This is a genomic window from Deltaproteobacteria bacterium (genome assembly GCA_016874755.1).
GTDB lineage: Bacteria > Desulfobacterota > Binatia > UBA9968 > UBA9968 > DP-20.
On sequence record VGTH01000025.1, the window covers coordinates 14408 to 38914 of the forward strand.

23 protein-coding genes and 1 pseudogene are annotated in these 24507 nt (G+C 58.9%); 16 read left to right on the top strand and 8 right to left on the bottom strand.

The window, feature by feature from the left end:
• Positions 1–62 precede the first annotated feature (62 nt).
• From FJ145_15730 to FJ145_15750, 5 genes and pseudogenes are all read right to left on the bottom strand, one after another.
• Positions 63–1337: pseudogene (locus tag FJ145_15730) on the bottom strand (ATP-binding protein).
• Between the two features lie 177 nt (positions 1338–1514).
• Positions 1515–2477 carry an ABC transporter substrate-binding protein gene (locus tag FJ145_15735; protein MBM4262866.1) on the bottom strand — a complete coding sequence of 321 codons (963 nt, stop codon included), beginning with the start codon at positions 2475–2477 and terminating at the stop codon, positions 1515–1517.
• A 164-nt stretch (positions 2478–2641) separates the two neighbouring features.
• Positions 2642–3775, bottom strand: a complete 1134-nt coding sequence (locus tag FJ145_15740; GenBank protein ID MBM4262867.1) for a hypothetical protein — start codon at positions 3773–3775, stop codon at positions 2642–2644.
• A gap of 59 nt (positions 3776–3834) precedes the next feature.
• A complete protein-coding gene (locus FJ145_15745) occupies positions 3835–4539 on the bottom strand; it encodes a hypothetical protein (protein MBM4262868.1) in 705 nt (234 codons plus the stop codon).
• A gap of 19 nt (positions 4540–4558) precedes the next feature.
• A complete protein-coding gene (locus tag FJ145_15750; protein MBM4262869.1) occupies positions 4559–5230 on the bottom strand; it encodes a hypothetical protein in 672 nt (223 codons plus the stop codon).
• Positions 5231–5359: 129 nt separating this feature from the next.
• Here FJ145_15750 and FJ145_15755 point away from each other — a divergent pair, with 129 nt between their 5' ends.
• From FJ145_15755 to FJ145_15765, 3 genes are all read left to right on the top strand, one after another.
• Entirely contained in the window at positions 5360–5644 is a 285-nt protein-coding gene (locus FJ145_15755) for a hypothetical protein (protein ID MBM4262870.1), read from the top strand.
• A 19-nt stretch (positions 5645–5663) separates the two neighbouring features.
• Positions 5664–7427, top strand: a complete 1764-nt coding sequence (locus FJ145_15760) for a hypothetical protein (GenBank protein ID MBM4262871.1) — start codon at positions 5664–5666, stop codon at positions 7425–7427.
• 124 nt (positions 7428–7551) lie between these two features.
• Positions 7552–7971 (top strand): VOC family protein, encoded by a 420-nt coding sequence (locus FJ145_15765; protein MBM4262872.1) that lies wholly within the window; start codon positions 7552–7554, stop codon positions 7969–7971.
• 109 nt (positions 7972–8080) lie between these two features.
• On the opposite strand, the gene FJ145_15770 is transcribed toward FJ145_15765, so the two are convergent.
• Together FJ145_15770 and FJ145_15775 are read right to left on the bottom strand one after the other, a co-directional pair.
• On the bottom strand, positions 8081–8902 hold the full coding sequence (locus FJ145_15770; protein MBM4262873.1) for a tRNA (adenine-N1)-methyltransferase: 822 nt from the start codon (positions 8900–8902) through the stop codon (positions 8081–8083).
• A gap of 16 nt (positions 8903–8918) precedes the next feature.
• Positions 8919–10028 (bottom strand): mannose-1-phosphate guanylyltransferase, encoded by a 1110-nt coding sequence (locus FJ145_15775; protein MBM4262874.1) that lies wholly within the window; start codon positions 10026–10028, stop codon positions 8919–8921.
• Between FJ145_15775 and FJ145_15780 the strand changes: the two genes are divergently transcribed.
• The 8 genes from FJ145_15780 to FJ145_15815 all read left to right on the top strand — a co-directional run bounded on the left by FJ145_15780 (position 10017) and on the right by FJ145_15815 (position 18553).
• The gene (locus tag FJ145_15780) at positions 10017–11045 is read left to right on the top strand and encodes an RluA family pseudouridine synthase (GenBank protein MBM4262875.1); all 1029 of its coding nucleotides are present in this window, start codon (positions 10017–10019) and stop codon (positions 11043–11045) included. The genes FJ145_15775 and FJ145_15780 overlap by 12 nt on opposite strands.
• Before the next feature lie 75 nt (positions 11046–11120).
• Complete coding sequence (locus FJ145_15785) at positions 11121–11450, top strand: divalent-cation tolerance protein CutA (protein MBM4262876.1); 330 nt, start codon at positions 11121–11123, stop codon at positions 11448–11450.
• Positions 11451–11456: 6 nt separating this feature from the next.
• Positions 11457–11933, top strand: coding sequence for an NUDIX hydrolase (locus FJ145_15790; GenBank protein ID MBM4262877.1), 477 nt, complete (start codon positions 11457–11459; stop codon positions 11931–11933).
• Positions 11934–12044: 111 nt separating this feature from the next.
• Positions 12045–12788 (top strand): SDR family oxidoreductase, encoded by a 744-nt coding sequence (locus FJ145_15795; GenBank protein ID MBM4262878.1) that lies wholly within the window; start codon positions 12045–12047, stop codon positions 12786–12788.
• Positions 12785–13537 carry an SDR family oxidoreductase gene (locus tag FJ145_15800; protein MBM4262879.1) on the top strand — a complete coding sequence of 251 codons (753 nt, stop codon included), beginning with the start codon at positions 12785–12787 and terminating at the stop codon, positions 13535–13537. The genes FJ145_15795 and FJ145_15800 overlap by 4 nt, the downstream gene beginning before the upstream one ends.
• Positions 13538–13609: 72 nt before the next feature.
• Positions 13610–15712, top strand: a complete 2103-nt coding sequence (locus FJ145_15805) for a hydantoinase/oxoprolinase family protein (protein ID MBM4262880.1) — start codon at positions 13610–13612, stop codon at positions 15710–15712.
• Positions 15675–17534 (top strand): hydantoinase B/oxoprolinase family protein, encoded by a 1860-nt coding sequence (locus FJ145_15810; protein ID MBM4262881.1) that lies wholly within the window; start codon positions 15675–15677, stop codon positions 17532–17534. Before FJ145_15805 ends, FJ145_15810 begins: the two co-directional genes overlap by 38 nt.
• Entirely contained in the window at positions 17531–18553 is a 1023-nt protein-coding gene (locus FJ145_15815) for a hypothetical protein (GenBank protein ID MBM4262882.1), read from the top strand. The genes FJ145_15810 and FJ145_15815 overlap by 4 nt, the downstream gene beginning before the upstream one ends.
• Positions 18554–18565: 12 nt before the next feature.
• On the opposite strand, the gene FJ145_15820 is transcribed toward FJ145_15815, so the two are convergent.
• Positions 18566–19285: a DUF541 domain-containing protein gene (locus FJ145_15820; GenBank protein ID MBM4262883.1), complete on the bottom strand. Its 720-nt coding sequence runs from the start codon at positions 19283–19285 to the stop codon at positions 18566–18568.
• A 96-nt stretch (positions 19286–19381) separates the two neighbouring features.
• On the opposite strand from FJ145_15820, the gene FJ145_15825 reads away from it, so the two are divergent.
• The 5 genes from FJ145_15825 (at position 19382) to FJ145_15845 (ending at position 24500) form a co-directional block, all read left to right on the top strand.
• Complete coding sequence (locus FJ145_15825) at positions 19382–20137, top strand: hypothetical protein (GenBank protein MBM4262884.1); 756 nt, start codon at positions 19382–19384, stop codon at positions 20135–20137.
• Between the two features lie 65 nt (positions 20138–20202).
• Positions 20203–21513 (top strand): MFS transporter, encoded by a 1311-nt coding sequence (locus FJ145_15830; protein ID MBM4262885.1) that lies wholly within the window; start codon positions 20203–20205, stop codon positions 21511–21513.
• A gap of 83 nt (positions 21514–21596) precedes the next feature.
• Positions 21597–22592 carry an amidohydrolase gene (locus FJ145_15835; protein ID MBM4262886.1) on the top strand — a complete coding sequence of 332 codons (996 nt, stop codon included), beginning with the start codon at positions 21597–21599 and terminating at the stop codon, positions 22590–22592.
• Positions 22593–22615: 23 nt separating this feature from the next.
• Positions 22616–23914, top strand: coding sequence for a hypothetical protein (locus tag FJ145_15840; protein ID MBM4262887.1), 1299 nt, complete (start codon positions 22616–22618; stop codon positions 23912–23914).
• A gap of 295 nt (positions 23915–24209) precedes the next feature.
• Positions 24210–24500, top strand: coding sequence for a hypothetical protein (locus tag FJ145_15845; GenBank protein ID MBM4262888.1), 291 nt, complete (start codon positions 24210–24212; stop codon positions 24498–24500).
• The last annotated feature ends 7 nt before the right edge of the window (positions 24501–24507 follow it).

Below are 24507 nucleotides of genomic sequence, written 5' to 3' on the forward strand. Positions count from 1 at the left end.
TGATGCCATTGTCGTAAAGCCCATCTTGGGTCGGCCCTCAACAGTTTCGCCCGTACCAAAGATCATAAACGTCCCGATGCGCCGGTTCCCTCCATCAAGAAATCGTGGAGAGTGATTCCTCGAACATGGTCGGTTTCAAAAGGTGTGGAACAGACAACGGTCAACTGGCGTTTGGGAAATATGCCTGGGAACCAGGTGAAATCCATTGGCCCAGCCGTTCCCAATTTCACTTCAATCATCTCCTCGGTATCTGGGATGATGAAATCGATCTCATGCTCAGCCGATTGCCAGAAGCCGATGGTTTCCTCCCATCGCGGCTGACGAAGCGCGGCGCGGCGAAACAATTCTTGAGCTACCATCCACTCCATCAGCTTTGCTTGCTCGGACGAAGGCAGCGTTTCAAAGTCATGGACCTGCCGGAGTCTGAATGGAGAAAACGCAATCGCTGCAGCGAGATTAACAAAGGCAAACTTGGCGGGCTTGCGAAACAGCGCAATGTTGCGGTGCATATCGCGCGGTAGCAGCGAAACCACGCACATCAGATCAGACAACTGTTCAATGTAGCCACTGGCAACCGTGTTGTTCGCAAGTCCGGCTTCGCGGGCCAGCTTCGCAACCCCCACCGGCGTTCCGGCAAAACGAAACAGTGTGGTAAGAATCTGTCCAAGCGCTAGACGGCTGCGCCCGGTGGAGACTAATTCGCCGATCACCCAGTCCCGGATCAGTTCGATAAAGTACTCTGGAAGTTGTTCGAACTGGCAGATGTCGTTGCACGCCAGTGGCACGCCGCCGGACAGGAGATAGGCCATCCACGTCTTGTCGCCGAATACCTCGGCGCAGTTCTCGTAAAACTGTCGATACGAAATCGGCAAGAAGACAAATTCCGTTTGTGGAAGCTTGCCTTTTCGCCCGGGCAGTCGTTCTTTTCCTTTCCGAAGATCGTGTGCTTTGGAGCCCGTCGTTACGACGAGGATGTTGCGCAGTGGGCCTTCGTCCCACGCGCGCTTGAGGGCACGTTCCCAGTCCGGGATGGCGGTGACCTCATCGATAAAGATGGGCCGAACTTTGGCGTTCTTTGCAAATGAACTCGCTAGCTGGACAAGTGCTTAATAGAAGTCGTCGGTTCGGTAAATCGCGTCGCCATTGAGGTAAGCCGCGGTACCTTTGCCAAAATCTAGAATCGTGTTTCGAAGTTCGAGGTCGAGCCAAGTGCTCTTTCCATACTGGCGCGGGCCGCGGATCATCAGTATGGCTGGCTCTATTGGCAGTTCGCGAAGGCCAAACTCGAAGCGAAACGGATGCGCCTTTGACTCGTAGGCGACGATGCGTGGCCACATGTCCTCTCGATCGACTTCACCCTCCGTGAGCAGGGCATTGAATTGCCTAACGTCCACAACGTTAATACACCTAACGTTTAGAACGTTAGCAATTCAAATTTGCGGGCAGCAGGCTGCCGACCCCATCACGCCCACCCAGTGATCGCAGGTCCGCCGGATCTCTTTTTAGGTAACTGCTTACTTAATGCCTAACTCCTGATTCACTTCGCGCTGCAAACTGAAATCATAAATCTTTGCCGGCGACACCGGCTGCGGCAGCTTCAGCAGCTCGGCCTCGGAGCGCAGGAACTCTTCAACTTCCTTGTCAGTCGGGATGCTGTTGGTGGTGAAGGCGGGTTTGGCCAAATGATAGGATTCGAGCGCCACCGACATGTCGACGCCCAAATACTTGGCCAAAACCTCGGCCGCGCCGCGCTCGTTCTCAAACAAGTAGCGCGCGCCTCGCGCTCTGGCGCGCAGCATGCGCTTGACCAGATCGCGCCTTTCGCGCAGCAGTTTCTCCGAAACCGCCAGGCCGTTTTGCAGGTTGGCCGCGTCGTCCAACGTATTGGCGTGTAATTTTAGCTTGAACTTATCGCGCGCCAGAATAACCGTCGGCGGTGAGAGCGCAGCTAAATGAATCACGCCGCTCAATAAACTTTGCAGCTGCGCCGGCACGTCGCCGCCGATGATGACGGTTACGTCTTTATCAGGATCGAGGCCGGCTTTTAGCAAATGGCGGTTGGCAGAGGAGTGTTGTGAGCCGCCGAACGTCGTGATGCCGAAGATTTTGCCCTTCATTTCGCTGAGCGACTTGATGTCCGGTTTGGTCACCAGCCAGAACATATTTTTCTTGAGGCTCTGGGCGACCACTTTGGTCGGCAGATCGCTGCGCTGCATGGCGCGGGTCAACGTGCCGACGTTGTTGATCGCGTGGGTTTCGCCGCTTAGCAGAGCCGTGACTGCGATATTGCCGCGCACTTGGACGACATCGGCCGCGAGGTTTTCCTGGCGAAAAAAGCCGCGCTCCTGGGCGATGTACAGATCGATGGAGGCGATGCTCCGGCTCGGATAGGCGATGACAATCTTGTCCTGCGCGACCGAAGCGCTGCTGAGAAACGTTGCCAAGGCGATAAGCAATAAGCGAAAAGCAGTGAGCATGCGAATGGTTTAGATGATCGGTCCAGCCGCGTCAAGCCGATTGTTCAAGGTTCAAAGTTGAAAATCCGGTTGGTTGGAGGGGGAGGACCTTCAGGGTCTCACGTAGAGCGTTCGGGAGTCTGACGTTCCACAAACATCTCCAGCTTGCGGAGCGCCTACGCGAGTCACTTATCACTCGTACCGAATACTTTCCCCTGCGGAGGAACAGCGTGCGTCTTGGCTGAGGCGGTCTCCTGATTTCGCATGGTGAACATTTGCCGGTAACTGTGGCCCTCGATCCTAAAAATTCCCAGATGGGGGCGGACCCCGTCCCCGCCAACCACCAGTTGAACGTACTCGCCTGACGGCAACATAATCTCCTTCTCTCCAGCAATCGGGATGTCGAACTTATGCTTGGGCTGCTGTCCGACGATCTGCACGGCTATGTTTTTGCCCGAATCGTTAGAGATCTTTAACGACGTACGTTCCGCCTTTTGCAAGGACTCGACAGCGACGATGGGTGGCGCTGCCGCGGTATCTTTTAGCTCGACGTTGGCGGGAACGTCGAAGACTTTCGCCATGTAACCAGCCTCGATTTTTTCCATTGCCTTCGATTGGAAGCGAGCTACGTCTTTTTTTGCGGCGGCAAGCCAGCGAAACAGCGAAGGGTAGTCTTTTCTCGCGAAATATTCCTCAGCCGGAGCTTTGACCGTGCTGTCGATGAGCGTCTCGGCTCTTTGCCGGTATTCGATCGGGATTTCGGTATCCAGTTCACGCAGTGAAACCAGAACGGCGGTCACTGGTCCCTTCTTCAAGGTTTCTTCGGCTTTGAGAATGCGCGCGCGGGCATCGAGCGCCTTGACACGCAACAATACCTCCTGTTCTTTGACGTACATCTTGCGCATGCTCTTAAGCTCCGTGATCGCCGTGTCGAGTTTGCCGTTGTCGACCAGATCCGTGACCCAATTGATGTGGACTTCAGGGAGGCGCACGCTTAGCGTTGCCGCCTCTGCCTTGGCGCGACCGTCGGCGTCCTTGGACAAAGAGTTTAGATAATTAATGGCGAGATTGAAGTCTTTATCCGCGATCGCTTGCCGCGCTGCCGCCACGATCGCGCGATCTCGGCAAGCCGTGATCGTCTTGGGGTTGGTGAAGAGAACATCATCGGCGCTGCTGCGATCGGCCAAGATCTTCGCATAACCGCCTTCACCGTCACGGGTGAGCTTGCCACAGTTGAAAGAATCCCAGGTTTCGCTTCCGTAGTTGAACGCGGCGGCCGCACCTAAACCCATCAACGTCAACGCAACCAGTTTTTGCATAAAGTCCCCCTCTGTTTTCAATGAACCTAGCAGCTCGGTTTTGTTAACCTTACATCTTTTTAGTTTGGCCCAACCTGGCCCAGTGCCTTGACCGCGGACGGGTTGCGCGAGCGGCCCAAGAAAGCCGCGACATCGACTTGGCCCGCGTGCTCGAAGGGCACGAGCAAGATTTTCTTTTGATCGGTAAATCCCGCTTCCGCCGCCATTTTGGTCAGAGCATCCTCCACACCTTTGTGAATGCCGACAAACAGAATGCGATAGTCGGCGGCGATAGTACCGCGTTGGGTTTTTGATTCGGTCGGTTTGCTCTTTTTGTCTTGAACACCGTCGGCGATGCAGACCAGGACGTACTTTGCGCCCTTGGAGCCATTGGCCTTTTCGTTCAGCTCGATCTGCTGGCGCGCGTGATCGAAGATGGCAACAAAATCAGACACCGTATCGTTGCGTTTGTTCTGGGGGATTTCTTTAATGTCTTTGAAGATCTTCGTGACCTGCGGCTCGAAACGAGACAGCCGGCTTTCTAATTGGACTGAAATCACATCGAGGTCATCGACCCTTAAGATCGCCAGCCGGTCGCCTGGGGCGATAAATTCGAGGACCGAGGAGCGGGCGAGGGCGGGGTAATCCTTAAATTGTTTGCGAGCCACCGATGTGGTGGTGTCGTAGCACATGTTCCAATCGACCCTGCTGGCCTGCGCCACACCAGCAAACAAAGTCGATGCCGTTAGGGTGATACCTATCAGAATGTTTTTTGAGCGTGTCATTGTAAGTGCCTCCTTTTGTTTATTGTTTACGCCCGAACCATCTGCCCAAGCTCTGCTCAATTGAGCGGAACGGATCGAACACGGCGATATCAGTGTAGGCACCGATGTAGGTAAGAATGCCGGGCGCATCGTGGTCTTTTTTCTTTGGTGGTTTTGCACTGGTTCTTCGGGCCGTCAGTCGAGTTGCCAAGCGCTGTGCCGCACGGATGGGCGCAACCAGCGCCCAGAAGATCGCTTTGATCAGAGGCACGGCCAACAGATGAATGCCGCGGTAGCCCGAAATGAGCTCGACGCTGCAACAGACGTGAGCCAGTAAGCCGTTGATGCCGGCCAGTACCAGACCGCCTAAAACGTAACCGCGCCAAGCGGAGACAAAATCTTCGAGTAAAACCAGTGGCACCGCTGCGCCGAAGAGAATGAGCCAGCGCATGGGGCTCTTTTCCTTGAAACGCTCCGCTAGTTCTGCGCCGAGCAGAAACTGGGCGATGCCGAGAGCCGCGCCGTAGAGCAGTAGATCGGTAATGTCGATCGATTGACCGAGCACCTGAAGGGTCAGCAAAACGTATCCGGCGCGATCGAGAACGACTTCCATAGCTTCGCCGATCAGCTTACTGTTCAAACCCCAGAAAACGATCGCCGCAGGCGCCATCAACATGCCCAAGGCACCGCCTTCGTTGATTAGCTGCTTCAAGTGATAGGCTGCTGTTTGTGTCTCAGGGATTTCGGGTAAAGGATGCGTAGGTTCCAAGACCGGCGGCGGCGCGTCAGTCACGGAGCCGAGATCAAAAGCTTTGCCCGACTCGTCGCAGCGATTACTTGGATGGCTCGCCAGGACCCGTATCGTGATCTGTCGCCCTGGATGACCCCGATCACGCCGGTCAAAACACCGACGACGATCAAAACGATTGCCAAACACCACAAGATTGTGCGTCGCGACGAGCGTTACATTCGCGAGCTGCGCCTCGAAGTGAGCGGTGGAGTGACTATGGCGCCAAAACTCGAACTGGAGCCAGGAGGTGAGGTTTTAAGTCAACTGCAAAACGCGGTGATTGCGGCGCGCTCCGCGGCCCTTGAAGCAATCTGGAACTTCAAATTCAACGGTTGATCCACACGGGAGGGTTGTCATGAAAGCAAAAATCTTAGCAATCATCTGCGGATTCGTAATTGTGCTCTTTTCTAATCATGGCTTAGCGCAGCCATTTGATGCCGAGCGCATGCGCAGAGCCATTATCTCGGGGAACTGGACCGAGGTCGATGCCGCGGTGGAAGAGTGGCTCCGAAACCCAACCGGACGGGCTGTGGCTTCGATTATTCGTGGTTACGCAGCTTTGGCAAAGGGCGACGAGACAGCCGCTGTAGCTTATTTTCTTCGGGCGAACATGGGCAAGACCGATCCGCGAACCGCCAAGTGGTTTGATGAGTTGGCGACCAAAAACCCGAACAGTGCCATGGCGCAATTCTTTGCCGGTGACTTTGCGGCACGGCAAAACGACCGCGCAGGCGCAATTGCGCGGCTTGATAAAGCAGTGAAGCTTAATCCCGAGTTGCACGTAGCGATGCTCGCGCGCGCAATGCTGCGAGTGTCAGGAAGCGAGGGTCATCTGGCTCTAGCGGACTTGGAAGCGCTTGAAAAGACGGCCCTCGCAGCCGATGCGTTGGTGATTCGTAGCTCCCTCGACTTGGACAACGGTTACCTCGCGCGCGCGCAGGATCATCTCAACCGCGCGCTACAGCTTGCGCCCGGGCATGCAGTGGCCCTCAATACGCTCGGCCTCTTGCGGGTTCATCAGAACAACCTTAGAGAAGCCAAGGATGCATTCGCCGCCGCTTTTGGTAGGGCGCCAGAATTGACCGAAGCCCGAACGAACTATCAGATCACGGAAGCTGCCATGAAACACGGGTCGGTCATTGCAACGAAGAAGATAACGATCGTCGTGGCCAATGACGAGCAAATGAAAGAGGCAACCGGGTTCGCGGGGGACGTCCTGAGAGCGAGATCTGGTCGCGATCCGATCGTCACGAGGGATGTCAACCAAGCCGCTGCCCTCGCAGGCAAATACGACGTTATTCTGCAGGTGCCCGACGGTGGCGCAAAGTCCGTTCTCGGCGGCAGAGTGCTGGATACCCTGAACAAAGTTAATGAGCTAACCAAAGGGAATAGTTCGGTGAATATTATCAGTCAGTCCCACGAGGCGTCTCAAAACGCGGTCTCGGGAGTATCGCGGTTCACAAGCGGACCATCGAACGGCAATCGGACCCGGGTCGAAGGTATCCAGATGATGGACCCGAGTGAATTGTCCGGCCTGGTTGGCAAGACTCCAATGGGAGTTACTGATAACCAGGGGTTAGCGAGGGATTCCGCTCGCCTCATCAAGGAAAGAAATATCCCTGTAACACCGTACATCACCGAGAAAATAGGCATACAACATCTCAATAACGGGAAGGCTTTCAAGGATTACGGTGTGCCATATTACTCGACGCCTTCGGAGGTGAAATTGGAGCTTACCCCGCGATTGAGTCTGACCAAAAAGGAACCGACCTTTGGCGTCGGATTGAAGGACGCAGGAGATCGAGGCGGAGAACGTATTGGTATGTCGGAACGGGACTGGACACTGCATGGCTCCGTCGACCGACTCTCTCGCGGATCGATGAGTGACCTTTTGACGAAGAACTTTGGCCGTGGCGTAAACATCGCATCTTTACCTGATCTGTCAAGTCGCCAGTCCACCTGCGCCTGCGATTCCGGTGGAATTGAATTGGCGTTGATGGACTTTACACGCGGGAAAGGAGGGACGATTCGTTATAACAAAGGCAGCGGCAAGTTAACGGTCGTTTACACGTTGTTTAATTACGAATCTCTCACACAGATTGCCGTGGCGAAAAGATAGGTTCGTTGGCTGAAGAAGAATCACTCGTCGTTCATCTGCAAGGTAACGCCGTTCGAAGCGGCGCAGCGGCTCTTGAAAAGGCGTCTCCGGCTCAGTATACAAAGGAAAAATCAGGAGGGCGGCTATGAAAATCAAACAGATTTATCACATTGGGTTGCCGTGCAACGATCTGGAACGTGGCGTCAAGTTCTACACCGAAGTCTTGGGCATGAAGTGCACCAAGGTCGGCTACGACACCGAGAGCGGCGGGCCATATAAGGACGTCTACGGCATGTTTCCGGCGATTGCCCGGTTGTTCTTAGAAGACGGCATGTGCCTGGTGCTGTTCCAGCGGCCGCAGGAAGTGAACCGCGGCGATTTCGATGAAGGCACCAATCATTTGGCGTTGGAAGTTAGCCCGGAAGATTTCGACAAAGCCAACGACGAGCTCAAGAAGGCTGGCGTGAAGGTTTTGATCGACAAGCCGGTGGTGCGGCCGACCGGCAAGGCGATTTATTTCTTTGACACCGAGCAGAACTACATCCAGCTCTGGTCGAAGCCGTAGGGCGCATCGCTTGGCGATGCTGTTCCGGGTTTCGTTGTTCCGCGTTTCGGGTTGAAAGACATCTGACGTTAACTCGAAACCCGAAACCTTCGACATACCCCGTGCGCCCTCAGGGCGCACGGGGTATGTCGTTTTGGCCGTCGGCCAATCTTCTGGCGGTCGTGAGAAAACCGGTGTGCGCCACCATGCGATGCTGCGGGCGGGCGCTCAGGCCTTTGAAATGCCAGCCGCGCATCAATGTCTCGGTGGTTTCGACGCAGGCGAAACGCCGGTCCTCTTTCAAAGCGTCCACCAAGCTTTTGATCTGCAACACCGTCGGCAAATAGCACAATAAAATGCCGCCCGGCCGCAGCACGCGCCAGGCGCGCTCGATCACTTGCCAGGGCTCTGGCAAGTCGAGAATCACCCGGTCGATGTCGGTTTCTTCTAGCTCCGCCGCCACGTCGCCATGTTTGATAGTCCAGTGCGGCGCCGGGCCGAAATATTTGGCGACATTTTTTTTCGCCAGGTCGGCGAAGTCTTCGCGAATCTCGTAGGAAATCAGTTGGCCGCTTTCACCGATGGCACGAAGCAGCGCCATGCTCAGTGCGCCGGCACCGACGCCGGCTTCGACGACGCGTGCGCCGGGGAAGAGATCGGCCCAGATCAAGATCGGCCCGATGTCCTTGGGATAGATGACCTGGGCCGTGCGCGGCAGATTAGGAATTAGCTGCGGCAGGCTCGGACGAAAGACCAAGAACGGTTCGTTGAAAGATGAACGCACCGCGATGCCTTCCTCCTTGCCGATGATTTCTTCCGGGTTGATCTTGCCGCCGCGAATCGCAATGGCGCGGCGCGCGTCGAGGCGGGTCAGATATTCGCGGTCTTTGCGGTCGAGCAAGATAACCGGTTCGCTTTCTTGCAGCGGCCCGCGGCGGTAGGCAGAGTCCATGGGCGATTTCGAGGCGTCACTTTATGGTGAACGAGCCGAAACCTTTCTTGTGCAGTTCGTCGACGACTTCGCGAACTTCTTGGGCACGATTGATATCGCCGACCAGCAACGCGTCCGGCGTGTCGACGACGACGGCGTCTTTGATTCCCAGCAACACGACGAGGCGGTCGGGTGCGTGCACCAGGCAATTGCTGGCGCCGTAGCCGAGCCACTGGCCGTGGCCGGCGTTGCCGTTGCCGTCGCGGTGCAGCATGCGATGGACGGCGGCCCAACTGCCGACGTCGCTCCAGCCGAAGTCGGCGTCGACGGTCAAAACTTTCTGCTCACCGCTGGCCGGCTCCATCACGCCGACGTCGATGGCGATGCTGGGCATTTTCTTGTACCCCGCGGCGATGAGCTTTCTTAGCCGCGGGTCGGCGCTGGCGAGCGATTTGCCGCGCGCGCCCTGCGCGATGTTCTGCAAGCCCTGGTAAAGCTCGGGCATGTAGCGCGCCATCAGTTGCAGCAGGGTCGCCGCTTTCCAAATAAAAATACCGCTGTTCCACAAAGAGCCCTGGCGCATGAGCCGCTGCGCCATTGCGAGCTTGGGCTTTTCGGTAAATCTCTTGACGCGGTAACCGGCCGCGCCACCACCGAGTTTGTTTCCTTTCATGATGTAGCCGTAGCCGGTCTCGGGGTAGGCCGGGCGAATGCCAATCGTCACCAGTTGGTCATGCGATTTCGCCAGCGCGACCGCTTTGTCGATGGTTTTGCGAAAGGCTTTGGCGTCGGGCACCCAATGGTCGGCGGGCAAGACGATCATCACCGCCTCGGGGTCGCGGCGCACGACTTCGAGCGCGGCTAAGCCGATGCAGGGCGCGGTGTTGCGCCCCTGGGGCTCGGCGAGAAAGTTGTGCTTGGGCAAATTACCCAGCTCTTTGCGAGTGGCCTCCAACTGATCGGCGATGGTGACGACGAGCGTTTGTTTGGCGCCGCTGAGCGGTGCGACGCGCTCGGCGGTTTCGGCGATGAGACTTTTTGAGCCGAAAATTTTCAGTAGCTGTTTGGGTTTTTGCAGCCGGCTGAGCGGCCAAAAGCGGGTGCCTTTGCCGCCGGCGATGATGATACTGTAGCAATGTGCTTTCATCCGATATATTTCCGTCCGCAGAGTGACAGCTATAGTACGGTAGGAGCTATGACGGATCAAGGCGCGGTTGAGAAAGCACACCGTTGGTCAGTGCCGCCGGACCTGCAAGGCATTCGGCTCGACGCCTTTCTGCGCCGGTGCCTGCCGCAACTATCCCGCCGCGTACTCGAAGTGGCCATCGCCGAGAGATTATTTCGGATCAATGCGAAAGTGGGGCGCAAGGGCGAGGCGCTGCGTGAAGCCGATGTCGTGACTTATCACGGCGACGCCGCCTGGCTGGCGGTGCGCCCGTTGCCGGATGCCGATCTTCCTGTGCCGATTGTCTACGAGGATGATTTCCTATTGGTGCTCGACAAACCTGCCGGCATGGCGACCCACGGATTTTCCGCGCGCGACCGCGGCACCTTAGCCAATTTCCTGAGCGCGCGCTACCCAGAGCTTGCATCGGTCCACGCCAAGCCCTGGGAGTTTGGTGTGGCCCATCGCCTCGATCGCGAGACTTCCGGTTTGGTGCTGGTAGCAAAATCGGCTGAAGTCTTCGCCCAACTGCGCCGGCAATTTCAGCAGCGGCAAATTAGCAAATGGTATTGGGCGCTGGTCTGGGGCGAGACGCCCAAAGAAGGGTCGATCAACTTGCCAATCGCCCATGACAGCGCCGACAAGCGCAAGATGCGCGCGCTCGCAAAGCGAGGAGGACACCGTAAGAACCTGAAGTCCTGGCAGGCAGCGACGCATTATTATCGCTTGGGCGAAAGGCAGGGCACAAGTTTGCTTGAATTGGAGATGTTTACCGGCGTGACCCATCAGCTGCGGGTGCATTTGGCTGCCATCGGTCACCCGATCGTCGGCGACTCACTCTACGGCGCGGACTATTCAGAGCGCTTTGGCCTGCAGCGCCATTTTCTCCATGCCCAACGCCTGCAGCTCCACCATCCGCAGACCGCCAGGGTGGTGGAATTCGTAGCCCCGTTGCCGGCGGAGCTTTCCAGCTTGTTAGAAAACTTGCAAGTTTCCTGAGCACCGGGGCCTTATTCTTGCCTGTTTTTGCCGCTTTCTTGATTGACCTCTCTAAAACCCGTTAAGATCGATGCCATGACGGAGTTTGTCATGGTCTATGTGACCGTCAGCTCGGCCGCCGAAGGGGAGCGCATCGCTCGCGCGCTGGTCGAGGAGCGGCTGGCGGCCTGTGTGAACCGGGTTGCCGGCGTGCACTCGACCTATCGTTGGCAGGGGCAAGTGGAAGAGAGCGCGGAAGAGCTGCTGCTCATCAAAACCCGTCAAGAGCTGTTCGCGGTGCTGGCGCGCCGGGTCGAGGAACTGCACAGCTATGAGGTGCCCGAAGTCATTGCGGTGCCGGTGGCGGCCGGCAATGACAGCTATCTGCGCTGGCTCCATGATCGGGTAGCGCCGAAAGACAGCTAGAACCCCATGCGCGAAAAACGCGAAGTCTCTGCCGGCGGCATCGTCTACCGGCGCAACCACGATAGCGTCGAAGTGGCGTTGATCCGCTCGCGCCGGCGCTGGGGTTTGCCCAAGGGACATCTGGAGCCAGGCGAGACCGTGCAGCAGGCGGCTTGCCGCGAAGTTTTCGAAGAGACCGGACTGCGCGGCGAAGTGGTCGACAAGCTCGGCGAAATCACCTATCGCTTCATGAACAAATGGACCGAAGGCAAACCGGTGCGGGTTTTCAAGCGCGTGCACTTCTATCTGATTCGTTGGACCGAGGGCGACGTCGATGGCCACGACTATGAAGTCGACGAGGCGCGTTGGTTTGCCATCGAGACGGCGTTGGAGACCTTGTCCTACGCGACGGAAAAGAAAATGATGCGCCGCGCGCAAGCTTACATCGAAGCCGAGCTAAACAAAGCCTCCGAGCGCCGGACCGCTCTAAACCTGCCTGGGTAATCGTTCCTCGCGAATTCGGAAAGAGCCTTGCCGAATTCGGTTATCGTGATATATCGAAAAACAAATCGGCCTCGGCTTGAAAGTTTGTTGAACCGTGGGAGGAGCTAAACCGTGAGTCAAGTTGCACTTATCACCGGAGGAGGCGGCGGCATTGGCGGCGCGGTCGCCCAGCGCATGGCGGCGGCGGACATCACCGTGGTCATTGCCGACTATGACGGCGGCGCCGCGGAAAAAGTAAAGGGCGAAGTGGTTGCTAGCGGCGGCAAAGCCGACGCGCTCGCCATCGACGTCACGGTCGCGCGCGAAGTCAAAGCGGTGGTCACCGACGTTGCCAAGCGCTATGGCCGCATCGACATTCTCGCCAACATCGCAGGCGGCAGCCGCTTCACCAAGCGCATCGAAGAGTTTACCTGGGCCGAGTGGAAAGAAGTCATCGACGCCAATCTCAAGGGAACGTTTCTGATGTGCCGCGAAGTGGCGCCGATCATGCAGAAGCAAAAAAGCGGGCGGATCATGAACACGGCGTCGAACTATGGCGTCACCGGCTCGGCGCTGCGCACGCCCTATGCGGCGTCCAAAGCCGGCATTATTACGTTTACGAAATCCTTGGCACTGGAGCTGGCGCCGGACAATATCCTCGCCAACACCGTGGCGCCGGGGCCGACCGATACGCCGCGTGTGATGGCGCACGAGTCGCCCGAGGCGCGCAAGCAGCGCTGGTGGCCGAATATCCCGATGGGCCGCACGGCGCTGCCGGAAGATTTGGCCGAGATGTATTACTTTCTAACGACGCCGGAGAGTGCCGCGATCACCGGACAGGTGTTTCACGTCAACGGCGGGGTGGTGATGCCATGAGACTCAAGGACAAAGTTGCGGTGATTACCGGCGGTGCCCAGGGTATTGGCCGGGCAACGGCACTGATGATGGGGCGCGAAGGGGCGAAGATCGTCGTCGCCGATTTGCAAGGCGAAAAAGCGCAGGCGGTGAGCAATGAGCTGAAGGCGCTCGGCGCGGAGTCGCTCAGCGTCGCCGTCGATGTCGCCAGCGAGTCGTCGGTCAAACAAATGGCCAAGGCGACATTTGACCGCTTCGGCCGCGTCGATATTCTCGCCAACATCGCCGGCATCTACTTCCCGAAAAAATCCGTGGTCGATCTAACCGAAGAAGACTGGGACCGCACGATGAACATCAACCTGGGCAGCAATTTTCTCTGCTGCCGCGAGTTTGTGCCCGCCATGCGCCAACAAAAAAGCGGGCGCATCATTAGTGTGGCCTCCGGCATCGGCCACTATGGCATGCGCCAGTTTTCCCACTACGCGGCGTCCAAAGCGGCGATCATGGGCTTCGTCAAATCGTTGGCCCGTGAAATCGGGCCGGACGGCATCACCGTCAACGCCATCTGCCCGGGCTCGGCCAACACCGCCATGCCACGGCAGCATCGTTCGGAAGAAGAGGTGCTTGAGCGGCTCAAGGCGACGCCGCTGCCGCACATCCTCGAACCCGAAGACATCGCCGGCTCGATCACGTTTCTCGCCAGCGACGCCGCCAAGTTCATCACCGGGCAGTCCTACAATATCAACAGCGGCAACTACATGTTCGGATGATGCCAGCGCGCTAGGCCAAAGCGAAATTCGAACAGGGGCGCGAATCAATAGCGCCTAGGCCGCGAACGATTCATGAACTACATCGTCGGCGTCGATATCGGCGGCACATTCACAGATTGTGTTGCGTTGGATGACCAGGGCACGGTGACACTCGGCAAGGCGCTCTCGACGCCGGAGGACTTCGCCGTCGGCGCATTGAACGCCGTCGCCGATGCGGCGCGCCATCTTGGGCTGGCCAGCGACGCGGAGCTGTTGGCGGCGACCAAACTGTTCTTTCACGCCTGCACGGTCGCCGACAATACATTGATCACCCGCAGCGGGCCGAAAACCGGACTACTCACCACCGAGGGCTTTGGCGATACGCTTCTGATCATGCGCGGGCGGACCACCGAGGGGCTTACCGAGAGCGAAGCGTTTCGCGCCTCGACGCAGTCGAAGCCCGAGCCGATTGTGCCCCGGGCGCTGATCGAAGAAGTCGCCGAGCGCATCGACTACAAAGGCGCGGTGCTGGTGCGTCTGACCGAGCAGGAGATCGGCCGCGCCGTCAAAGCGCTGATCGAGCGCGGCGTGGAGTCGATCGCCATCGCGCTCCTCTGGTCGCTCGTCGATGACCGGCACGAGCGCGCGCTGGCCGACTTCATCCGTAAAAACTATCCGTCAATCTATCTCAGCCTCTCCAGCGAAGTGGCGCCGTTTCTCGGTGAATACGAGCGCACGGCGACGACGGCGTTCAACGCCTATGTCGGACCGAAGATAGCCGCGTATCTAAAGCGGTTGGGCGAGCTGCTCGCAGCCAAGGGGCTCAAGCGCGAGGCGCTGATCATGCAAGCCTACGGCGGTCTGCTCGGCATCGACGATACTTGCAAGAGCGCGGTGGGTACCATCGAGTCCGGACCGGCGGCCGGGGTCATGGGCAGCCGTTTCGTCGGCGCGGAGCTTGGCATGGGCAACCTGCTTGCCACCGACATGGGCGGGACCACTTTCAAAGTCGGTGTGATTCGTGACGGCGCGGTGGAGACCGATCACCGGCCGATCTTCATGCGCTATCAACTGTTTCTCTCGAAAATCTGGGTGGAGTCCATCGGCGCCGGCGGCGGCAGCATCGTCTGGATCGACGGCGAAAGCGGTTTGTTGAAAGTCGGGCCGCAGGGCGCCGGGTCGAGCCCCGGACCGATTTGCTATGGCCTTGGCGGCACCGCGGTAACGGTCTCCGACGCGGACTTGATACTCGGCTACTTGAACGAAGACTGCTTCTTGGGCGGGCGCATGAAGTTGGACCGAGAACGGGCCACGAAAGTTCTCGAGGAGAAAATCGCCCGGCCCATGGGCATGACGGTGGCGGAGGCCGCCAGCGGCATCTACCGCATCACTAACGGTCATATGAGCGACTCGATCCGGCGCGCCACTGTCGAGCGCGGCTACGATCCGCGCTCATTCACGCTGTTTGCTTTCGGCGGCGCGGCGCCGGTGCACGCCGGCCGCTACGCCGCCGAGCTTGGCATCAAAGAAATCGTCGTGCCGCTCACCGCCTCGGTGCACAGCGCCGCCGGATTGGTGAGCTCGGATGTGACTTATCATTTCGGCCGCTCCGAAAGGCTGGCGGTGCCGGCCGATGTGAAACGGGTGGGCGCGACTTTCGCGGCGCTCGTCGCAAGGGCGCGCGCCAGCCTCGGTGCCGCCGGTTTTGCGGATGGCGCGATGAAAATTATTCGCAGCTTCGACATGCGTTACCGCCAGCAGGTGCACGAATTGAACATCGCGTTTCCTGCGGGCGCGACTGAGCTGACCGAAGCCGATCTCGCCGCGATCTATCGGCGCTTCGATGAAGTTTACGAGTTGATCTACGGCCCGGGCGCGGGCTACCGCGAAGCGGGCCAGGAGATCATGGCCTTTCGCGTGGTCGCCATCGGCGAGTTGGGCAAGCCGCGGCTGCGCCAATATGCGCTGCAGAAAAATCAGGCTGCGGCTGCCATCAAGACCGAGCGCCGGGCCTATTTCGAAGAAGCGCGGGATTTCATCCCGGCGAAAATCTATGACTATGACCGGCTGGCACCGGGCAGCGAGTTGGCCGGGCCGGCGATCATCGAGACGCCGATCACGACGATCGTCATCAATCCCAACGACCAGGCGCTGATGGATGGCTATCGCAACATCCGCGTGCGCCTCGGAGACTGACATGTTCGACGGCAACATCGACCCGATTACTTTCGAAGTGCTGTCGCACCGGCTGCACCAAATCACCCGTGAAATGGGGATTACGCTGGAGCGCACCGGCGGCACGGTGACGACAACCCAACAGCACGACTACAACGCCTCGCTCTACACTCCCGACGGCGAGATCATGGCGGCGGGCGAGACCTATGGCCATCATGTGGTATGCGCCGGTTTTGCGGTCAAGCGTATCATCGATAGCTTCGGCAAAGACGAGATTTACCCCGACGATATTTTCCTGCTCAACGACCCCTATCTGGCGGCGATCCACAATCCCGACGTTTACATCATCGCGCCGATTCATTTTCATAGTGTTCTGGTCGGCTGGAGCGCGACGTTTGTGCACGTGAGCGACGTCGGCGCGATCACACCGGGCGGCGATTCGCCGGACGCCACGGAAATCTTCCAAGAAGGGTTTCGCATCCCGGGCGTGAAGCTAGTCGAGCGCGGCCAGATTCGTAAAGACGTTTTCAACGCGATCACCCACATGACGCGCCAGCCCGATGCCGTGGCATTGGATTTAAAGTGCGAGATCGCCGCCAACAACGTCGCCAAGGCGCGGCTGCAGGAGCTGTATCGCCAGTATGGGCCGGAGTTGATGAACAGCGTGTCGGCGGAGATGATTCGCTACACGGAAACCGTGCTGCGCAAACGGCTCAGCGAGATCGCCGACGGTGAGTGGCGCGAGACGCTGACCATCGAAGCCGACGGCCCCTGCCGCTTGGTGTTGGCGCTGCGCAAAGCGGGCGATCGATTAATCTTCGATTTCACCGGTACCGATCCGCAGGTGCGCAAAGGAATCAATCTGCCGTTTCACGGGACATTCGGCTTCTGCTTCGGCGCCCTTCTTTATTCCATCGCCTACGATTTGCCGAAGAACCAGGGGGTGATCAAGCCGATGGAAGTGATCGCGCCCAAGGGCACGCTCGTGCATGTGCAGTTTCCCGGGCCGATTTCGATGAGCACAACGTCATCCGGCTTTGGCGTGGGATTTCTCGCCAGCTCCGTGCTGATGCAGATGATCGCCACCAGCGAGCGCTGGCGCCAGGAGATCGTCGCGCCAAGCGCGAGCCACCGCAATTGCCGCCACTCCGGGGTTAATCAATACGGCCGCTACACGCCGTTTATCAACATGGCGCACGGCGCCATGGACGGCAACGGCGCGCGCATCGACCGCGACGGCGTCGACTCGGGCGGCAGCTACATGAGCTGCCCCAATGTCGAATGGATGGAGATGCAATATCCGCTGCTGTATCTGTTTCGCCGCCACGCGCCGGACAGCGCCGGCGCCGGCGAGTTTCGCGGCGGCGTGGCGGTTGAATCGGCGCACACGCTGCACGATGCGCCGCAGGGAAAAATCGCCGGCGTCGCCTATGGCGTCGCCGGCAAAGAAAACTCCGGCCATGGCATGGCCGGCGGTCAGAACGGCGCTTTAAGCGTGATGCAAAAATTGGCCGGTACCGAAGTCGATCGGCTGCTCGCCGATAATCGGCCGGCAACTAAACTCAATGAGCTGGGCGGGCGCGCCGAAGAGCTGCCCTACTGCAACTTCGAGCTCGCCGCCGGCGACGTGCTCTACATGCGGGTGGCGAGCGGCGGCGGCTACGGCGATCCGCTGGAGCGCGAGCCCGAGTTGGTGCGCAGCGACGCCGCCAATCGGATCGTCTCACCCGAAGCGGCGCGCGCCGTTTACGGCGTCGTGCTGACACCAGAATTGCAAGTAGACTTGGCGGCAACCCAGCGGCTCAGAAATGACCTGCAAGCGCGGCGCGGAGAAAATAGATGAAGCGCGATGCTCTAAAGTATTGTGGTGTGTTGGTGATAGTGGCCTTGTTCGCGGTGACAGGATTCGCCGCCGAAACTGACTACTATCGCGGCAAGACCGTGCGCATCGTCGTCGGCCTGTCGGCGGGCGGCGGCTTCGACGTCTACGCGCGCACGTTATCGCGCCACATGGGCAAGCATATTCCCGGCAACCCGACTTTTGTCGTCGATAACATGCCCGGAGCCGGCAGCATGATCGCCGCCAACCATGTCTACAAAGCGGCCAAGCCCGACGGCCTCACGCTCGGCCACTTCGTCGGCGGTCTGTTCATGCAGCAGCTACTCGGCCGGCCGGGCGCCGAGTTTCACGCGACCAAATACGAGTTTGTCGGCGCACCGATACCGGAGAAAACCGCCTGCGCGCTGACCAAGGCGAGCGGCATCGCGAGCATGGAGCGCTGGATGGCCGCCAAGACACCGGTGAAGCTCGGCGCCACCGGCTCGGGGCCGATCGTCGACGTGCCGAAAATTCTCAAGCACGCCATTGGCCTACCCATACAACTGGTCTTAGGTTTCAAAGGCACCGCCGACATTCGTCTCGCCGCCGAGAGCGGCGAGCTAGCCGGCGCCTGTTGGAGCTGGGATGGCATCAAATCGACCTGGACGCGCGGCCTTGAGTCCGGCGAAGTTAACGTCGTTCTACAGGCCCTCGCCAAACCGCTGCCCGATCTTTCGAAGGTGCCGTTGGCGGTCAGTTACGCTAAGACCGCAGAGGCGCGCCAGTTGATCCAAGTGGGCGTTCACGACGCCGCCGATATCGCCCGCCCGTTCGTCATGCCGCCGAACACCCCTAAGGATCGTGTGCAAATCATGCGGCAAGCTTTTCTTACGACACTAAAGGATCCGGCATTTCTCGCCGAAGCGGAGAAATCCAAGCTCGACGTCGACCCGGTGACCGGCGAGTCTTTGGAAAAAATCGTCGCGGCGATCTACCGGACCAACCCGGCGATGCTGGCGAAGCTTAAAGAGGTGTTGGAGTAGGTTTGGGTTTGTTTAGCGTTCGCTCAACTCCGCGACTAACGAAACCGTCGAACGCACATCGACGGTGCCCGGTTCCACCGGCGTCGGTGCCGCGGCGGCGGCCATTTCGGCGCGGGCCATGGGCGCTTGGCGCAAGACGGGCTGGAAGCCGCGCTCGCTTTCACTGACCGAAAGAATTTTCACCAACACGAGACCGAGGGATTTGGCGATCGCTTCGGCTTTGGCTTTCGCCTTGGCCGATGCCTGCTTGAGCGCTTCGAGGCGCGCGCCTTCTTCGTCCTTCAACGTGAAAGCCAGGCGATTGATGTTGTTGGCGCCGGCGCCCATGGCGGCGTCGATGACTTTGCCGACGTCGTCGAGCTTGTGCATTTTGATGCGCACGGTGTTGCTGGCGTTGTAGCCGACGATTTCCGGTTTGCCGCCCTGCGGGTAGCGGTATTGCGGATTCAACGAGTAGCCGCTGGTTTTGACCTCGTCGCCTTTGCCGAGAATCTTTTTCACCTCGGTCAAAACGCGATTGAGCCGCTCGGCATTTTCGCGCGACGCGTCGGGCGCGGTGCGCGCCTGGGTGACGACGCCGATGTCGATCTGCGCCTGGTCGGGCTCTGCCTGGATCGTCGCTTCGCCGCTGACGCTCACCGATGGCACCCGCGGGCGGTCTGAGACGTTCTGCGCGAGCACGGATCCGGCAAATAACAATGCAAGGGGCAAAGAAAGTAGCAATTGAGTCATAGATTTCCTTTCGTGGGACACTATCAAGGCTAACGCAAATCGCGCAGCGCTGCCAGGCTTGACCTTTGGCGCCGATAATCTACAACTTTAGACGCGATGTCGATGAAAACGTTCATAGCCTTGGTGTTGCTCGTCGCACTGTCAGGCTGTGCCACCGCGAGACGCGAGCGAATGGTGTGGCGCGTGAAAGACGTCGTGCTCGCCGAGAGCCCGGTGGTTAACTTCGGCGGCGCCGGCGACACCGTCATGGCTTCGATTCCGACCCGGCTGCTCCAGGAGCTCATGCTGGCGCACCTGCGGATTAGCCGCTCGGCGGGCATTACGGCGGAGTTGCTGCTAACCGACGGTGACGACCCCAACGCGTTTGCCGGCATGTTAAGCGATCGGCCGGTCATCGGTATCAATCTCGGCATGGTCAAGTTGATCGGCGAGAATATCAACGAATACGCCGCCCTGCTCGGCCATGAGGCCGCCCACTGGGCCAAGGGCCACATCGATGCCACGCGCTTGAGGCGGAGCACGCTGGAAGTCATCGGCACGGTGGTCAGCGCCGGTCTGGGTGCCGGCGGTGTGCTGGGAGCTGGAACACTTGCCGGTCTTGGCCTTAGCATGATCGATGCTTCGTACAGCCGCGATCAAGAGCGCGAGGCCGACGCCGCGGGCATCGACTACGTTGTCGCTAACAACTACGACCCTACCGGTGCCGTCACGCTCTTCGAAAAAATGATCCAGCAAGCGAAAGGGCCGCGGGTGCCGTTCTTGGCTAGCCACCCAAGCGATCAGGAACGCTTGGAAAATATCAAGGCGCTGATCGACGCGAAAAAATCGCTGGCGGGCGCGCCGGCTCCGTAGCGTGCAAGTCTTCCAGCGCCGTTGCAGCGTTGCACCTGCGGCGCGATTCCTGCTAAAGCCTGGATGTGCAATCCACCAGTGAAGCGGCGCAGAGTCCCGTCAAAACGAAAATCTTCTACGGTTGGTACATCGTCGCCGTCGGCTTTCTCGCCAACGTTGCCTCGTCCTTCGCGCTGGCGAGCACGATGAGCATATTCTTGAAGCCGCTGACCGCCGACCTTGGCGTGTCGCGCGGCGTGTTCTCGCTGCTGCGCTCGGGCGAGGGCATCATCGCGGCGTCCATCGCGCCGCTGATCGGCACCATCGTCGATCGCCATGGCGGCCGTTGGTTAATGGTCGTCGGCACGGCGATTGTCGGCGTTGGTTATTTCATTCTGGCCCACGTCGACAGCTTCGCCCAGTTTGCCGCCGTGCGGTTAACGCTGGTCACTTTGGGCGACGCGATGATGGGCTACATGGTGGTGAACGTCGTCATCGCCCAGTGGTTTGTGCGCCAGCGCAGCCGAGCCCTGGCTTTTTCCAGCATGGGCGTCGGCTTCGCCAAAGTCTGCATGCCGGTATTGGCGGCGTGGCTGATCTTGTCGTTGGGTTGGCGTCACACTTGGTTTATCTTCGGCATCTTGACGTTGGCGTTGCTGGTGATTCCCGCCCTGTTGATTATTCGGCGCTCGCCGGAGGCCATGGGGCTGTTGCCGGACGGCCTAACGGAGCCAACCGGTGTCGAGGGCGAGCTCAAAAAGCAGGTCTCCGAGCGTGAAGTCGGCGCCCAAGAAGCGGTCTGGACGCGCGCCGAAGCGATGCGCACCTCGGCGTTTTGGCTGCTGGTGATCACCTTCGGTATCTCCAGTATGGGCGTCACCGGACTCAACCTGCACGTCTATTCCTACGTGACCGATATCGGCTACACGCCGGTGGTTGCGGCAACGGTCATGAGCATCATCGCCTCGATGCAATTGGCGTCGCCCCTGGCGTGGGGAGTGCTCGCCGACCGTATTGGCGCCAAGCTTGCGGCCATGCTGCGCTTTGTAATCCAGGGTCTCGGATTGGGTCTCGCGATCCTTACAGGGAACTGGTTTTGCCTCTATGCCGGGTTTTTTATCTATGGCATCGGCCTCGGCGGCAACATGGTGATCCCTGATACATTGTGGGCCAACTACTTTGGCCGGCGCTCGCTCGGCAAAATTCGCGGCATAGGACTCTTGATATCGCATTTTGTCTCGGCCATCGGTCCGCCATTTTTCGGTTTTCTTTTCGACATCACCGGCGGCTACGGCTTGTCGTTCGCGATCTTCGGTGCGGTGCTGGCGATCTCGGCGGTGTTGAGCTTGCTACTGGCGCCGCCGCGCCACCCGGCGCGCTCTGGAGTGTTGGAGTGATGGAGTATTGGGTCGCCGCTCCATTTCCCCTGAGTCTGGTTCTCTGCTAGGTAAAGGAACGATTCACTCATAAGGAGTCGTTCATGATTATCGATATTCACAACCACGTTGTCGCCGGCGAGCAGCTTTTGAGTTTTCAAGCTGGTTTGATCAATAGCGCCGGGTTCCACAAACCGCGTGGTGTGGTCGTTACCGAAAAACATATCGAGGCTGCCCGTTGGAATGGCAACAAACATTCCGATGTATTGAACCAGGTCGGCACTGACTATGCGTTCATCTCGCCGCGGCCGTACACGATGATGCATTCGGCGAAACCGGAAAAGATCGTGCATTGGTACTGTGCCGCGGTGAACGACGCGTTGGCGTTGCAAGTCAAAATGGATCCGAACAAGTTTCGCGCCATCGGCGGCCTGCCGCAAAACGCCGGCGTGTCGCCGAAAAATACCTTCGATGAAATCGACCGATGCATCAACGATCTCGGTTTCGTCGGCATCATGATCAACCCCGACCCCGGTGAAGGCGACGGCCAGACACCGCCGATGGGACATGAGCACTGGTATCCGCTCTACGAGAAAATGGTAAAAATGGATATTCCCGGGCTAGTGCACGCGGCTAGCTGTAAGAACCCGCGTGAGTCTTTTCACGGCCACTTTATCACCGAGGAGAGCATCGCGATCTTGTCGCTGATCGACTCCAATGTCTTCAAAGACTTTCCGAAGCTAAAACTGATCATTTCCCACGGCGGCGGTTCGGTGCCGTATCAAGTGGGTCGTTGGCGCTCTCAGCTGCGCGGACCGAACGATACCGAGACTTTCGATCAGCGCTTGAAGCAACTTTATTTCGACACGGCGCTGTACAACGTCGAGTCTCTGAAGCTGTTGTTTCGCATCTGCGGCCCCGAGCGCTGCTTGTTCGGCACTGAGCGTCCCGGCGCCGGTTCGAAAAAAGATCCGCGCACCGGCAATTGGTACGACGACGTGCGGCCGAATATCGAGAGCATTGCGTGGCTGAATGCCGAAAGCAAAGCGCAGATTTTTGAGAAGAATGCGTTGTCGGTGTTTACACGATTCAAACAGTAAGACTGGAGTGATGGAGTAACGGAGTGTTGGGTCCGAACCCTATTACGCCAATACTCCATCACTCCAATTTCCCCGGCATGGCCATCTCGCTCGATCTTTCATCGTTCTCGGCCGACCAGCAGGTCGATGAGCTCAAGCAGCAGTATCTGCGGCTGCGCGGCCAAGGCGCCGAGGTGCGCGCCCGTATGGGCGCGCTGCCGGTGCGGCAATATGTGTCGCTGTTGGAGCGCGGCTATCGTGTGGCGCTGGAGCGTGACGGAGATCGCCACACGCTGGTGTTGCGGCCGGATGGTTCGACGCCGCGTCTGGGCTTGCGTGGCGCCCACTCGGTCGCTTGCCATTCGGATGGCCGAATTTACGTCAACACGACTGAAAATCGTGTGGCGGTAATCGATGGCGCGAGCCGCAACGTGCTTCGGCACATCGCAGTGGGCGACGAACCTTCGCATCTCGAATTAGCGCACGATGGGTCGCGGCTCTATGTTGCCAATGCCGATTCGAATGATGTGACGATTATCGATACCGAAGACGACCATGTGATTGCGACCGCAGCGACGGGAACGCGCCCGTTGCTGCCGTGCGTCGCGCCGGACGGCCAATCGGTTTATTTGCCGAGCGGTCCCGACAGAGCCGTAACGATTCTGAGCGCAGCCGGTGAATTTAAAGCAACCGTTCCGGTCGGTCTTGCGCCCCACGATGTCGCGGTTGCGCCCAACGGTCGGTGGGCCTATCAACCGAACTCGGCGTCCCACACGGTGACCGTGATCGATGGCGGCGATTATTCCACTCGGGCGGAAGTCAAAGTCGGGTTGGCGCCAGGACATATCGCTTTTGACCCGGAGAGCCGCTACGCCTACGTGGCGAATACCGTCTCGAATGATGTCACCGTCATTGACACGGCGAATCACGAAGTGGTCGCAACGATTCCGGCCGGTGTGGGAGCCCATCTGCCGGCACTGAGCCCGGACGGTCGTCATGGCTACGTGGCCAATTTTGCTTCTGACGATCTGACGGTTTGGGATTGTAAAAATCATCAGGTCGTCGCGACTATTCCCGTCGGCATTTACCCGCATTTCTTTGCGCCGAGTCCGGATGGCAAGTGGATTGTCGTGTCGAACACTGGCGAGGCCAGCGTCGACCTCATTGACGCGGCTAAATGCGAAACGCGGGCGCGCTTGCCGGTCGGTGCCGCGCCGGCGCACATCGCGTTCAGCGCTGACGGCGAACTGGCCTTTGTCGGCTGCGAGAGCGCCGACCAGGTGGCGGTGATCGATTTACGTCGCCAGGCCGCTGTCGAACTCGTCCGTGCGGGAGTTTGTTGATGTCCGTCGGGAAGGTTTTTCGCACACCAGCTTACTGCGGAGAGGAGCAACTATGGCTCGGTCCCACTCTGGCTTCGATGCCTGCGCCGACTTGATCTGCGGCCAAAAGTACGGCGCTGCGCTGCGGACGTTTCAGCAGGCAGTGACGAATTTTCTCGAATCGAAAAGCCCGCCGCGCCGCAATGAGATCGCGCGCCAGCTTTTTCAAATCGGCACGGCACTCGATGAAACCTTGAAGAAAGCCTACGGCGACAAATGGGAAGCCGTGGTGCCGCGGGTCAAAGACGATACGCAAATGGCGGTGTGTTCGTTTTGCAGCAAGACACAGAACGAAGTGCGCAAGTTGATCGCCGGTCCGTCGGTGCACATTTGCGATGAGTGCGTCGATCTTTGCGACCAGATATTGGTCAAAGAAAACCTCAAGGAAAACGACCCACCGGCCGCGTCCACTGAGGAGCGCTTGTGCGGTATCTGCATGGAAGAGCGCGAGAGCGATGAGCTGGTATTTTTGCCGCACGCCGCGTACATGTGCGTGGGCTGTTTGGAGGCGGTCCAGGCCGTGCGCGATCGCAACGGCGAATCATAAGCGCCGC